At 74.8% G+C, this 13,267-nt stretch carries 5 protein-coding genes; 2 read left to right on the top strand and 3 right to left on the bottom strand.

The annotated features are described in order from the left end of the window. The first annotated feature begins 81 nt into the window (after positions 1-81). Both OHB56_RS09125 and OHB56_RS09130 read left to right on the top strand, forming a co-directional pair. Complete coding sequence (locus OHB56_RS09125) at positions 82-279, top strand: hypothetical protein (RefSeq protein ID WP_055591552.1); 198 nt, start codon at positions 82-84, stop codon at positions 277-279. Between the two features lie 129 nt (positions 280-408). Beyond that, complete coding sequence (locus OHB56_RS09130; RefSeq protein ID WP_406352595.1) at positions 409-3,321, top strand: AAA family ATPase; 2,913 nt, start codon at positions 409-411, stop codon at positions 3,319-3,321. A 10-nt stretch (positions 3,322-3,331) separates the two neighbouring features. Here the strand turns inward: OHB56_RS09130 and OHB56_RS09135 are convergent, their stop codons facing one another. Genes OHB56_RS09135 through OHB56_RS09145 form a run of 3 tightly spaced genes read right to left on the bottom strand, consistent with a single transcriptional unit; the run spans position 3,332 to position 13,159 of the window. Further along, a complete protein-coding gene (locus OHB56_RS09135) occupies positions 3,332-4,582 on the bottom strand; it encodes an MFS transporter (protein ID WP_406352597.1) in 1,251 nt (416 codons plus the stop codon). Between the two features lie 28 nt (positions 4,583-4,610). Further along, positions 4,611-5,852 carry a cytochrome P450 gene (locus tag OHB56_RS09140; protein ID WP_406352598.1) on the bottom strand — a complete coding sequence of 414 codons (1,242 nt, stop codon included), beginning with the start codon at positions 5,850-5,852 and terminating at the stop codon, positions 4,611-4,613. Beyond that, positions 5,849-13,159: an amino acid adenylation domain-containing protein gene (locus OHB56_RS09145; protein WP_406352600.1), complete on the bottom strand. Its 7,311-nt coding sequence runs from the start codon at positions 13,157-13,159 to the stop codon at positions 5,849-5,851. The genes OHB56_RS09140 and OHB56_RS09145 overlap by 4 nt, the downstream gene beginning before the upstream one ends. Between the last annotated feature and the right edge of the window lie 108 nt (positions 13,160-13,267).

Genomic DNA, 13,267 nt, shown 5'->3' on the forward strand with positions numbered 1-13,267 from the left:
GCGTCCGCGCTCCTCCGCCCCATGGCATCTCCGCCTCCATCCCGTGCTCGCCGTACGGAAAACAGAAGGGGAACACCTTTCATGGATCAGCACCTCGCCACCACCGCCGCCGACTCCGTCCAGCACAGCGCCGACGAGCAGGACGCGGCGGGCGGGATCACGCTCACCGGCCGCAACCGGGCCTGCGCCCGCGCCCGTGTCCTGGCCGGGATGGTGCTGACCAGCGGCATCGTCGTCACGCTGAGCACCCTGGACACCTCGGTCTCCGCGCCGGGCTGACCCCGCGCGGTGTCGAGTCGTGTGAGGGCGCGGGCCCGCCGGGCGGGCCCGCGCCGCGGCGCGTCCGGCGGTTTTCCGTCGGGCTCGTGCTCTGCCCGGGCCCCGACATGCCGATTATCATCTGCGTCCATGCGTTCCCATGCGCCTTTCCTCGTCGGGCGGGACCCCCAACTCACCCTGCTCGAACGTGCCATGGACCAGGCGAGACAGGGACGCGGCGGCGTCGTCTTCCTGGTCGGCGAGGCCGGAGTGGGCAAGTCGCGGCTCGCGGCGGAGGCCGTGGGCGGCGCGCTGGGCTCCGGTATGCGGGTGCTGCGCGGCCGCAGCAGCACCACCGGGCCCGCCGTGCCGTTCCGTCCGCTCACCGAGGCGCTGATGTCGCTGTTCCGCAGCGGCGAGCCCCTGGACGACCTCGCCCTCGGCCCCTACCGGCCGGTCCTCGGGCGGCTGATACCCGACTGGGACACAGGGGAGCGCGAGAGCAGTTCCATGGTGATCCTGGGCGAGGCGGTGCTGCGTCTGCTGTTGGCCGCCGGGCGCGGGCGGGGCCAGTTGCTGCTGCTGGAGGACCTGCACGACGCCGACCCCGAGACGCTCGGCGTCCTCGAATACCTGGTGGACAACCTGGAGTACACGCCGGTCCTGCTGCTGGCCACGGTGCGGACCGATTTCAGCGACGCGCTGGACCTGGCGCAGTCCGCCCGTCGGCGGGGCGTCGCGACCCTGGCCGAACTGCCGCCGCTGACCCGGCCCCAGGTGGACGAGATGACGGCGGCGCATCTGGGGGCCGACGGTCCGGGGAACGTGCCGGCGGCGGTGCTGGACCGCCTGTGGGAGGACAGCGCGGGCAGTCCGTACCTGGTCGAGGAACTGCTCCAGTCCATGATCGGGGCCGGGACGCTGGTGCAGGGCACCGACGGCTGGCGCGCGGTCGGCGATCTGCGCCGTGACGTTTCCTCGACGCTGGCCCGGGGCATCCTGCGGCGCATCGACCGGCTGGGCACACAGGGCCTGACCCTGCTGTCGGCCGCCGCCGTCCTGGGCCGCCGCTTCCCTCTCACCGTGCTCCAGCGCATGACCGGTGTCGAGGACCGGGCGCTGCTCAGTCATCTGCACGCGGGCGTCGCCGCCCGCCTGGTCATCCCCGACGAGCCCGCCCCCGACTGGTACTCCTTCCGCCACTCCCCCACCGTCGAGGCCCTGTTCACGCAGATGACGCCGGGTCAGCGGGCGGACCTGGCACGGCGGGGAGCGCGGGCCGTCGAGGAGCTCCATCCGGGTCTCGAAGGCGATTGGTGCGCGCTGGCGGCCGGGCTGCGCTGCGAGGCCGGGGACCGTGTGGAGGCGGGGCTGCTGTACGCGGACGCCGGCGGGCGGGCCCTGGCCGCGGGTGCCCTGGGCTCCGCCGTGACGCTGCTCAGCCGGGCCGAGGGCCTGCTGGCCGGCGCCGGCGATCCGCAGGCGCGGGCCTCGGTGCTGGAGAACCTGCTGCCCGCGCTCGCGGAGGCCGGCGACTTCGCCCGCGCCTTCGACCTGGCCGAGGACCTGCACGCGCTGGGCGGCGCCGGGCTGAGCGCCGTGCGGCTGGCCACGCTGCACACCCGGCTGGCCAAGGTGGCCCACACGGCGGGGCGGTGGAGCGACGGCAACCGGCAGATCGACCGGGCACGCGAGGTCCTGGCGACCGCCCCGGACGAGGCGACGGAAGCGGCCGTCGACGTCACGGCCGCCTACCTCGCCCTCGACACGCCGGGTTCGGACCGCACCCAGCACGCGGAGAAGCTGGCCCGGTCGGCGGCCGACACCGCCGAGCGCCACGGCCTGCCTGTGGTCGCCTGCCAGGCCCGGGAGCTTCTCGCCACCGTCGCCCGCGAGCGGGATCCGGAGGAGTCCGCGGCGATGCTCCAGCAGGCCCTGGTGACGGCGGAGCGGCACCGGCTGCCCCTGCAGCGCATGTACGCGGCCACCCGTATGGGCGGCAACGCCTGGCTCGCCGAGGGCGACACCTCCGGTCTGCTGGCGGCCCGCGAGGAGGCGCTGCGGCTCGGCTCGGTGAACATCATGCATACGGTGGACGGCATTCTCATCCTGGACGCGGTGCTGCGCGGCGACCACGAGAGCGCGCGGTCGGCGGCGGACGACTGCCTGGCCGTGGTGCGGCGGCTGCGCCTGGCGCCCGCCGTGCGGTACGTCCTGATGGCGCGGGCCGCCCTGGAGGCGCACCGCGCGGACCGGGCGGCGATGGAGACCGCTCTGGCGGCGTTCGCCGAGTGGGACGGCGCCGGTTCGCAGGAGGAGCCGCTGAGTCTCGGCCTGGCCCGCGCCTTCTGCGCGCTGCTGGAGGAGGACCGTGACCTGGCCCGCGCGGAGCTGCGGTCGGTGCAGGCGCTGGAGGCGGGCAACCCCTCCACCTACCACCTCGGCGGCACCCACGGCCTGGTCCTGCTGCTGGACGTGCTCTCCGGTGACGCGGGGCGGGCACGGCACGAGGAGATCACCGCCACCGCGATGGCCCGGATGCGGTGGAACCGCCAGTTCGTGCTGCTCGCCGACGCCGTGCTGCTGGGCCGGGAGGGAGCGGGGCCGCGCGCGGCGGCGGCGGTGGAGTCGGCGCTGACGGTGGCGCAGCCCTATCCGCTCGCCCGGCATCTGGGACTGCGGCTGATCGCGGACGCGGGGCACCGGGACGGCTGGGGCGATCCGGTGGGCTGGCTGCGCCGGGCCGAACACTACTTCCACGAACGGGACGTGGCGGCCGTCACCGGCGCCTGCCGGGCGGGGCTGCGCAGGCTCGGCGCCCCGGTGCACCAGCATCGCTCCGGCACCGGCCAGATCCCCGAGAAGCTGCGCGCGCAGGGCGTGACCGTCCGGGAGTTCGACGTGTTCCGGCTGCTCGCGGAGCGGCTCAGCAACAAGGACATCGCCGACCGCCTGTTCATCTCGCCCCGCACGGCGGAGAAGCACATCGCGAGCCTCATCACCAAGACGGGGTCGGCCAACCGCGCGGACCTGTGCGCGCGGTCGGCCGCCTTCCGGGGGTAGGACGCGCCGGCTACCGCATCTCGCGCACCGCCCTGGACCCCAGCACCGCCAGCCCTGTCGCGGCGAGCACCAGGGCCACCACCCCGAACAGGGCGAACGTGTCCCTCCCGGCCAGTGCCCCGCACAGGATCAGCGACAGCGGGGCCACGGCGTAGCCGAGGACCATGTCGACGGAGACGACGCGGCTGAGCACGTCCTGGGGGATGTTGCGCTGGATCCAGCTCAGTCCGAACACTCCCTGGAAGCCGATGGCGAAGCCCATGGCGAGGACGGTCGCCACGACGACCGGAGTGCTGTGCACCAGGCCCAGGACGGCCATTCCCGCGCCCAGCCAGCCCGCCAGCGCGGCCACCAGCAGGCCGACCCTGGGCCGCCCGCCGACGGCGCCTCCGACGAGTGTGCCGAGCACCGCTCCCCCGGCGAGTGAGCCGTTGAGCACGCCGAGCGTGGCCGAGCCGCCGCGCAGCACCTGGTCGGCGAGGGTGGCGAAGCCGACCGTGAAGGGCCCGGCGTAGCAGAAGTTGACGGCGGTGTCGAGGGCGACGACGGTCCGCAGCCGCGGGTCGCGCGCGGTGTAGGTGACGCCCTCGCGGATACGGGCGCCGAGGGACGCCTGCTCCTTCACCGTGCCGGCGGAGGTTTCGCGGGCCGCCGCGGGACGGGTGCGGACGCGCGCCACGCACAGGCCGCACAGGGCGAAGCAGACCGCGTCGACGAGGAAGGCGACCGGCGCCCGGGTCAGGGCGATGACCAGGCCGCCGACGGCCGGGCCGACGACGGCGGCGGTCCGCGCCCCGACCCCCATCAGCGCGTTGGCCGGGGTGAGTAGTTCGTCGTCCACGACCGAGGGCAGGATGGAGACACGGGCGGGCTGGAAGAAGGCGTCGACGGTGCCGAAGGCGGCGGCCGCGGCGCACAGCATCCACACCGTCAGGTGACCGCTCAGTCCGGCGAGTCCGACGGCCGCCATCAGCACCGCCCGTGCCCAGCTGGACACGACCATCAGGACGCGCGGGGACCAGGAGTCGCTGAGGCTGCCGCCCACCAGGGTGAACAGGGCTCGGGGGACGGCCTGGAAGGCCAGGACGTAGCCGAGGGTGAGAGTGGAGCCGGCCAGCCCGAGGGTGATCCAGGAGAACGCGACGACGCTGAAGCCGTCGCCGAGCAGGGACAGTGACTGTCCCGTCCACAGGAGGCGGAAGGACCGGTGCCGGGCGGGTGCCCACAGCCGCGGACCGGCGCCGGTGAGGGTGGTGGCCATGGTGTGCCTTTCGTCGGACCGGGTCCGGTCAGTAGTGCACGGGCAGGGCGGTGAGGCCGCGGTTGAGCAGGGAGGGCTGCCAGGCCAGGCCGCCGGGGTCGGCGAGGGTCAGACCGGGGTGGTCGCACACGAGCGTCCGTACGACGGCCACGGCCACCAGCCGGGCCAGGGCCGCTCCGATGCAGAAGTGGGCGCCGAAGCCGAAGCCGAGGTGGGTGGCGCCCGAGCGGCGGACGTCGAACCGGCCGGGGTCGGGGAAGCGGGCCGGGTCGCGGTTGGCCGCGGCGGTCACGAGGAAGATCCGGTCCCCGGCCCGCAGGGTGCGGCTGTCGAGATCGACGTCGCGGGCGGCGGTGCGGATGGACATCTTCGACGGGCCGTCCAGCCGCAGGGTCTCCTCCACCGCCCCCTGGGCCAGTTCGGGCTCCGCCCGGACGGCGGCCAGCTGGTCGGGGCGGGTGAGCAGGGCCAGGACGGTGTTGGCGATGAGGTTGCTGGTGGTCTCCCCGCCGGCGAACGCCATCTGGGTGAGCATGCCGACGAACTCCTCCTCGCTGACCGAGTCGCCGACCCGGCCCTCCCGCAGCACCTGGCTGATCAGGTCGTCGCCCGGTTCGGCGCGGCGCCGGGCGACGAGGGCGCCGAGGTAGTCCTCCAGGCTCACCAGCGCCTGGAGGGAGGCCCGGTACTCGCTCTCCTCCTGGGCGGTGCCGAGGACGAGGTCGGCGACGCGGGTGTTCCAGTACCAGAAGGAGGGCGCGTCGGTGGGCGGGATGCCGAGCCAGCGGGCGAACACCAGGGCGGGCAGCGGCTTGGCGACGCCGGCCATGAGGTCGCCGGTGCTGCCGGGCACGGCCTTGCGGGCGAGGACGGCGCGGGACGCCTTCTCGGTGAAGGTGCGGTAGCGGGCCACCGCGCGGGCGGCGAACGCCTCCTGGAAGACGCGGCGCAGCCTGCGGTGCTGGGGCGGGTCGTTGAAGACCATCCAGCGCGAGAGGATGCCGAAGGCCCGCTCGGCGTCCTCGCGGGCGCCCTGCGGGACGGCGTCCATCAGCGGCCGTACCCGGTCGGCGGAGACCGCGGGGTCGCGCAGGCAGCTCATCACCTGCTCGTAGCCGGTGACGAGCCAGGCGTGGTGCAGGGGGCTCCAGTGGACGGGGGCCTGCTCCCGCAGGGCGTCGAGGTGGCCGTAGGGGTCGGCGATCATGTCCGGGGAGAGCAGGTAGCGCTCGGCGAGGACGGGTGCGGGGGCATGGGCATGGGTGGTCATCGGGTCTCTCCCGTCCCGGTGCCGGGGGTGGTGCTCGTGGTGGTGCCGGCGGCCGCGGTGGTGCCGGTGTGCTCGATGCCGGCGAGCAGGGCGGCGATGCCCTGCACCCGGGGCTCGGCCATCATCGACATGTGGTCGCCGTCGCTGATGTGCAGCGTGAGCCCGCCGCCGGCCACCTCGCGCCAGCGGGCGACGTAGGTGTCGTAGTCGACGTCCAGGCCGGGCATGGTGCGGCCGCGCGGCAGTCCGGCGGCCTCGCTGCCCACCACGAGGTGCACGTGTCCGGGGTGGGGACGGACGTCGTAGGCGGCCAGGGCGGCGAGCAGCGAGTGCCACACCTCGATCGGGGCGCCTTCGACGAGGGCCGCCTCGGCCGGGCTCATGCCCGCTCCCAGCAGGGTGGCGGTGAGCTCGGCGGTGGCCCGGTCGCGCTGCGGCGAGGGCGGCAGTTCACGCAGCCGGTCCCGCAGGCGCAGCGCTTCGCGCAGGTCCCGGGTGACTCCGTCGAGGCGGGTGCGGGCGGCGGTGTTGGGCAGATACGGCTCGATCAGGACCAGCGGTGCGACGGCGTGTCCGGCCTCGTGCAGCTGGGTGGCCATCTCCAGGGCGATGTTGGCGCCCATGGACCAGCCGAGCAGGGCGTGCGGCCCGGTGCCGCCGCGCTCGGTGATCTCGGCGACGTAGTTGGCGGCGATGCCCGTCACGGTGCTCGGGTCGATGCCGCCGAGCAGGCCGCGCGCCTGGAAGGCGTGCACCGGGCGGCCCGGCGGCAGGGCGCGGGAGAGGGGGACGAACCAGGCGGCGCTGCCGCCGGTGGGGTGCACGCACCACAGGGGCTCCCCCGCGCCTTCGCGGAGCCGCACCTCGGAAGTGACGGCGGCGGGCAGGCCCTCGCCCGCCGCCCGGACGGCGTGCTCGGCCAGCCGGGCGAGGGTGGGGTGCTCGATCAGGTCGCCGACGGAGACCGGCAGGCCGCGCGCGGCGGCCATGAGGGAGACGCGGACGGTGGACAGGGAGCTGCCGCCGACGTGGAAGAAGTCGTCGTGGACGCCGATCCGGGACAGGCCGAGGACCTCGCGCCAGATCTCGGCCAGGATCTTCTCGGCGGCACTGGAGGGGGCGACGTACTCGGCGTCCGCGCGGTCGGGTCCGGCCGTCGGCAGGGGCAGGGCCCGCTTGTCGGTCTTGCCGCTGCGGTTGACGGGCATCTCGTCGAGGACGACGAACCGGGCGGGCACCATGTACGCGGGCAGTGAGGCCCGCAGGGCGCCGCGCAGTTCCTCCGGGGCGGGCCGGCTCTCCGTGGAGACGACGAGATAGGCGACGAGGGCGGGTTCGCCGGGCAGGTCGGTGCGGTGCAGGACCACCGCCTGGCGGACCTCGGGCAGCTGCCTGAGGGCGTGTTCGATCTCGCCCGGTTCGATGCGGAAGCCGCGCAGTTTCACCTGGGAGTCGCGGCGGCCCAGCCACTCCACGGAGCCGTCCGGCCGGTGCGTGCCGAGGTCGCCGGTGCGGCACAGGCGGTCGCCGGGGGCGCCGTACGGGTCGGGGACATAGGTGGCGGCGGTGAGGGCGGGTCTGCCCAGGTAGCCACGGCCGACGGCGTCGCCGCCGAGGTGGATCTCGCCGGGTACGCCGACCGGGACCGGCTGCAGGTCCTCGTCCAGGACGTGGACGCGGGTGTTGCGCATCGGGGTGCCGATGGGCGGGCGGCCCTGGCCGGGGTCGAGGTCGGCGGCGAGGGACCAGACGGTGGTCTCGGTGAGGCCGTAGACGTTCTGGAAGCGCCTGCCGCGCGCCCACCGGTCGGCGAGTCCGGCCGGGCAGGCCTCGCCGGCGACCTGGAGCACCCTGAGGTGGGGGAAGGCGTCCTCACCGAGCACGGCGAGGGCGCTGGGCGGCAGCATGGCGCCGGTGACGCGGTGCTCGCGTAGGGTGCGCGCGAGGTCGGGGCCGGGGCGCAGGTCGTCCCCGGGGGCGGTGACCAGGCAGCCGCCGTTGGAGAGGGACCAGGTCAGTTCCAGGATCGAGGCGTCGAAGCCGAAGGAGGCGAACTGCAGGACGCGGTCCTCGGGGGCCGGGTCCACCAGGTCGCGCTGGCCCTCGATCATGTTGGACAGGCCGCGGTGCGCGATGGCCACGCCCTTGGGCGTGCCGGTGGAGCCCGAGGTGTAGATGATGTAGGCGAGGGTGTCGGCGTCGGCCTCCGGGCCCGGCACGGGCTGCTGGGGTTCCGCGGGGGCGTCCAGGTGGATCACCGGCCCGTCGAACGGCACCGTCCCGGCGAGGGCCCGCTGGATCAGCAGCACCCGCATGCCGCTGTCCTGTGCCATGAACGCGAGCCGCTCGGTGGGGTGTTGCGGGTCCAGGGGCAGGAAGGCGCCGCCGGAGCGCAGCACACCGACGGCGGCGCGCACCAGGTCCGGGCCGCGTTCGGCGCAGATGCCGACCACCGTCTCGGGTCCCACCCCGAGCCGCCGCAGGCGACGCGCCAGTTGTTCGGCCTGCTCATGGAGTTCCGCGTACGTGACCCGCTGCCCGCGGTGCTCGACGGCTGCCGCGTCCGGGGTGCGGGCGGCGTGTGCGGCGATGTGCTCGTGCAGGAGCAGCGGGGAGGAGGGGACGAGGGGGCCGCGGGCCCACTCGTCGAGGGCGGTGGCGCGGGCGGCGCCGGTGAGGGCGGGACGGGTGACACGGCCGTCGGGGTCGGCGGTCATGGCCTCGAGCTGGGCGCAGTACACGTCGGCCAGCTGCTCGGCGGTGGCGGGGGCCACGTATTCCGGGTCGGCGTCGAGGGTGAAGGCCTTGACACTGGCGTTGACCAGCAGCGGGAACATGGTGCGGGCGATCTCCAGGGAGTCGTCCCAGGAGTCGTGTGAGAGGCGGTGGAAGTTGACGTAGTTGAAGACGGCGTCGGTCAGCCGCGGTTCGGTGGGCCGGAGTCCGGCGATGCGGACCAGGGGGACCCTGCGGTGCGGCAGCATGTCCTGCTCCGCCCGGAAGACGTCCCTCAGGTGGGCGAGCCAGGTGCCGCGCGGGCGGGCCACCCCGAACGGCACGGTGTTCAGGAACAGTCCGCGCATCCGGTCGGCGCCGGGCAGCTCGGGACGGCCGTTGGTCACCAGGCCGATGCTGTGGCCGAGGGCGCTGTCGTCGCGGTCGGCGAACAGGCTCATGGTGTGGTGGAAGGCGGCGATGAGGACGGTGCGGCGGGGCACGCCCGCTTCCTTGGCGAGCCGGCCGATGCGTTCGGCGAGGTGGGCGTAGGAACGGCGGACCTCGTGGACCGGCGGGTGGCCCTCGGCGGCGCCGTCCGCCCGGCGGCGGAGGGTCACCGGTCTCAGGTCGGCGAGCCGCTCGCGCCAGTACGCCAGTGACTCCTCGCTGTTCAGCGCGGCGCGTTCCAGGGCGACGTACTCGGCGAACGGCGGCGCGTCGGGCGGCTGCGGGGCGGTGCGGTGGGCGACGGCCTCCCGGTGCAGGGCGAGCAGGTCGGCGACGAGGGAGGTCAGGCTCCAGCCGTCGAGGACGACGTGGCAGTCGGTGAGGACGAGCCGCAGGTCGTGGTCGGTGACGTGGTGCAGGTGGAGGCGCACGAGGGGTGCCTCGGCCAGGTCGAAGCGGCGGTCGAACTCCTCGTCGACGAAGCGGCGCAGCCGTGCCCGCTGTTCCTCGCGGGGCAGTCGGCGCAGGTCGGTGTAGCCGACGGGCAGGTGCGCGGTGCGGTGGACGAGCTGGAGGGGCTCGCGGTAGGAGACGAGGTCGACGGAGGTGCGCAGGATCGGGTGTCCGGCGACCAGCGCGTCCACGGCGGCCTGGAAGGCGCCGAGGTCGAAGCCCTCGGGGACGGTGATCTTCAGGTCGGTGACGTTGTGGTAGGCGCCGCGCCGGGGGTCGGCGAGCATCTCGTGCAGCATGCCCGCCTGAAGCATGGTGAGCGGGTAGGCGTCGGCGAGGTCTTCGGGCAGCCGGTCGGCGTCGGCGGGGTCCACCTGGGTGAAGGGGGCGACCGGCTCGGGGGTGTCGGTGGCGTCGGAGACGAGCGCGGCCAGGTCGGCGAGGGTGCGGGCGCGGAAGACGTCGGCGACGGTGAAGGCGAGTCCGGCGAGCCGGCCCAGGCCGACCAGGCGCAGGGCGAGGATGGAGTCGCCGCCGAGGTCGAAGAAGTTGTCGGTGCGGCTGACGTGCTCGGTGCCGAGGACCTGGCTCCACACGCCGGCCAGGACCTGCTCGGCCGGTCCCTCGGGCGGCACGTGGGCGCGCTGTGTGGCGGCGTCGGCGTGCACGGCGCTCAGCGCGGCCCGGTCCACCTTGCCGTTGGCGGTCAGCGGCAGCCGCTCGTGGCGGACGAACAGGGCCGGGACCATGTAGTCGGGCAGGCTCAGCCGCAGTCCCTCGCGCAGGGCGGGCGGGTCGAGCGGGCGGCCCTCGGGCGTGACGACGTGCGCGACCAGCCGGGCCGTGCCGCCGTCGGCGCGGGCCACCACGGCGACGTCCGCGACGCCGGGCAGGGCGCGCAGCGCGGTCTCGACCTCGCCGGGTTCGATCCGGTGACCGCGGATCTTCACCTGGTGGTCGGCGCGGCCCACGTAGGCGAGTTCGCCGTCGGGCAGCACCCGTACCAGGTCACCGGTGCGGTACATGCGGGTGCCGGGGGCGCCGAAGGGGTTCTCCGGGAAGCGTGCGGCGGTCAGTTCGGGCCGGTTGCGGTAGCCGCGGGCGACGCCGCCGCCGGAGACGTACAGCTCGCCGACGGTGCCGGGCGGGACGAGCCGGCCCCAGGGGTCGAGGACGTAGCCGTGCTGTCCGGCCAGTGGCCGGCCGATGGGCGAGCGGACGGTGCCGTGGACGTCGTCCTCGGTGATGGTGCGGAGGGTGACGTGCACGCAGGTCTCGGTGATGCCGTACATGTTCACCAGGGCGGGCCGGTGCCCGGGGGCGGTGAACCAGTCGCGGTAGTCCCGCACGTCGAAGGCGTCGCCGCCGAAGACGACCGTGCGCAGGGCCAGGTCGCCGAAGCCGGCTCCGGCGTCCTCCAGGTGGGCGCGCAGGCCCTTGAAGGCGGCGGGGGTCTGGTTGAGGACGGTGACGCGCTCCTCGCGCAGCACGCGGTGCACGGCCGCCGGGTCGCGCACCTCGTCCGAGGGGAGCACCACGACGCGTCCGCCGGTGGCGAGCGGCGCCCACAGCTCCCACACGGAGAAATCGAAGGCGGGCGAGTGCATGAGCGTCCACACGTCGGCGGGGCCGAAGCCGAAGTGCCGGTCGGCGGCGCCCAGCAGCCAGGCCAGGTTGGCGTGGGTGACCTCCACGCCCTTCGGGCGGCCGGTGGAGCCGGAGGTGTAGATGACGTAGGCGAGGTCGTCGGGGGCCGGACGGATGTCGCCGCCCTCGTCGGACCCGTACTCGTCGTCGGAGTCGTCGAGCAGCATGAGCCGGGCGGGCAGGGAGCCGACGGCGGTGCGCGAGGCGGTGTCGGTGACGATCCAGTCGATGCCCGCGTCGGTGACGGTGAACTCGCGCCGGGCCTGCGGATGGGAGGGGTCGAGCGGCAGATGGGCGGCGCCGGCCCGCCAGATGGCGAGCAGGGCCACCGCCAGGTCGGGGGTGCGGTCGAGGCAGACGCCGACGAGTGAGCCGCGGGCCACGCCGGCGGCACGCAGCCTCCGCGCCAGCGCGGAGGCACGGGCGTCGAGCCGGGCATAGGTCAGGGAGCGGCCCGATCCGCTGACGGCGACCGCGTGCGGGGCGCGGGCCGCGTGCTCGGCGAACCGGTCGGGTGCGGTCCGCGGGGCAAGGGCGGTTCCGGTGCCGGTGTTGGCGGGGCCGTCCGGGCCGAGGAGGCGGCCGCGTTCGGCGGGGGTGAGCGGGTCGATGGTGCTGAGCGGGGTGTCGGGGGTGGCGCAGAACGCCTCCAGGAGGGTGACGGTGTGCCGGGCGAGGGCGGCGACGGAGGCTTCCTCGAACAGGTCGGGCCGGTAGACGAGGGACAGCTCGGTGCGGTCCTCGCCGGCGCGCAGGTCCAGGGTGAGATCGAACTTGGCGGTGGTGAGGCCGATCCGGTACGGGGTCACCACCGCCTCCCCGAGGGTGAGGCCGCCGGAGGCTGCGGTGCCGGACTGCGTGTAGAGCACCTGCACGAGCGGGTTGCGGGCCAGGTCGCGGTCCGGGCTCAGTGCCTCGACGACCTTCTCGAACGGCAGTGACTGGTGCGAGAACGCCTCCAGGACCCGGTCCCGGGTCCGGGCGAGCAGCGCGGCCGGGGTCGGGTCGTCGGAGAGGTCGCCGCGCAGCACGAGGGTGTTGGCGAAGAAGCCGACGAGCTGCTCGGTCTCGACGCGTTCCCGGTTGGCGACGACGGTGCCGACGGCGATGTCGCGCTGTCCGGTGTGGAAGGCCAGCGCGGCCTGGAAGGCGGCCAGCACGGTCATGTAGGGGGTCGTGCCGACGCGCTGCCCCAGTGCGGCGAGCGCGTCGGTGAGGGAGGGCGGCAGGGTGACCTGGTGGACGGCCCCCCGGCTGCCGGGGGTTTCGGGGCGGGGGTGGTCGGCCGGCAGCTCCAGCGGGGTGAGTCCGGCCAGGCGGGTGCGCCAGTGCTCCAGCGCGGCGGACCGGTCGCTCTCGCGCTGCCAGATCGCGTAGTCGGTGTAGTCCAGGGGAAGTTCGGGCAGGTCCGCGGCGCGTCCCCGCGTCCTGGCGCGGTACAGCTCGGCCAGGTCGCGGACGACGAGGTCGAGGGACCAGCCGTCGGAGACGATGTGGTGCATGCCCAGGACGAGCACATGGTCGTCGGTGGCGGCGCGCACGAGCGTGGCGCGGAAGGCGGGTTCGCGGGCGAGGTCGAAGGGGCGCAGGGCGGCCGCGTGCACGGCGGCGGCCAGGCGGCGCTCGCGGTCCTCGGCGTCCGCGCCGGTCACCTCGGTCACGTCCAGGACCGTGCTGCCCGCGGGCAGCACCCGCTGGTGCGGGACGCCCTCGTGCTCGGGGAAGACCACGCGCAACTGCTCGTGCCGGGCGACCAGGTCGGCGACGGCCACGCGCAGGGCCGGCACGTCCAGCGGGCCGGTCGTCCGCCAGGCGGCGGGGAGCAGGTAGGTGGGCGCTCCGGGGTCGAGCCGGTCCAGGAAGTACAGGCGCTGCTGGGCGGCGGACAACGGGATCCGCTCCGGGCGGGGCCGGATGCGGGTCGGCCCCGTGTCCCGGGACGCGGCCCGGCCGCGCAGCCGCTGCTCCAGCAGGCGCCGGGCCGCCGGGGAGAGGCCGCCGCCCGCGGCGGCGGGGCCGGGACGCACGTCGGATGTGGTCATGAGGGCACTCCGATCTCGGTTCTGGAGAAGAGGAAGTCGGTGAGGGGTGAGGGCGCACGGACTCGACGGCGGGGCCGGGCGTCACGGACGGCCGGAAGTCGCCTGTCG

The organism is Streptomyces sp. NBC_01635, from assembly GCF_045209715.1.
GTDB lineage: Bacteria > Actinomycetota > Actinomycetes > Streptomycetales > Streptomycetaceae > Streptomyces > Streptomyces hirsutus.

Bases quoted from the DNA above. Each gene is read 5' to 3' on its own strand.
- OHB56_RS09125 (WP_055591552.1), top strand. From the start codon at position 82: ATGGATCAGCACCTCGCCACCACCGCCGCCGACTCCGTCCAGCACAGC.
- OHB56_RS09130 (WP_406352595.1), top strand. From the start codon at position 409: ATGCGTTCCCATGCGCCTTTCCTCGTCGGGCGGGACCCCCAACTCACC.
- OHB56_RS09135 (WP_406352597.1), bottom strand. From the start codon at position 4,582: ATGGCCACCACCCTCACCGGCGCCGGTCCGCGGCTGTGGGCACCCGCC.
- OHB56_RS09140 (WP_406352598.1), bottom strand. From the start codon at position 5,852: ATGACCACCCATGCCCATGCCCCCGCACCCGTCCTCGCCGAGCGCTAC.
- OHB56_RS09145 (WP_406352600.1), bottom strand. From the start codon at position 13,159: ATGACCACATCCGACGTGCGTCCCGGCCCCGCCGCCGCGGGCGGCGGC.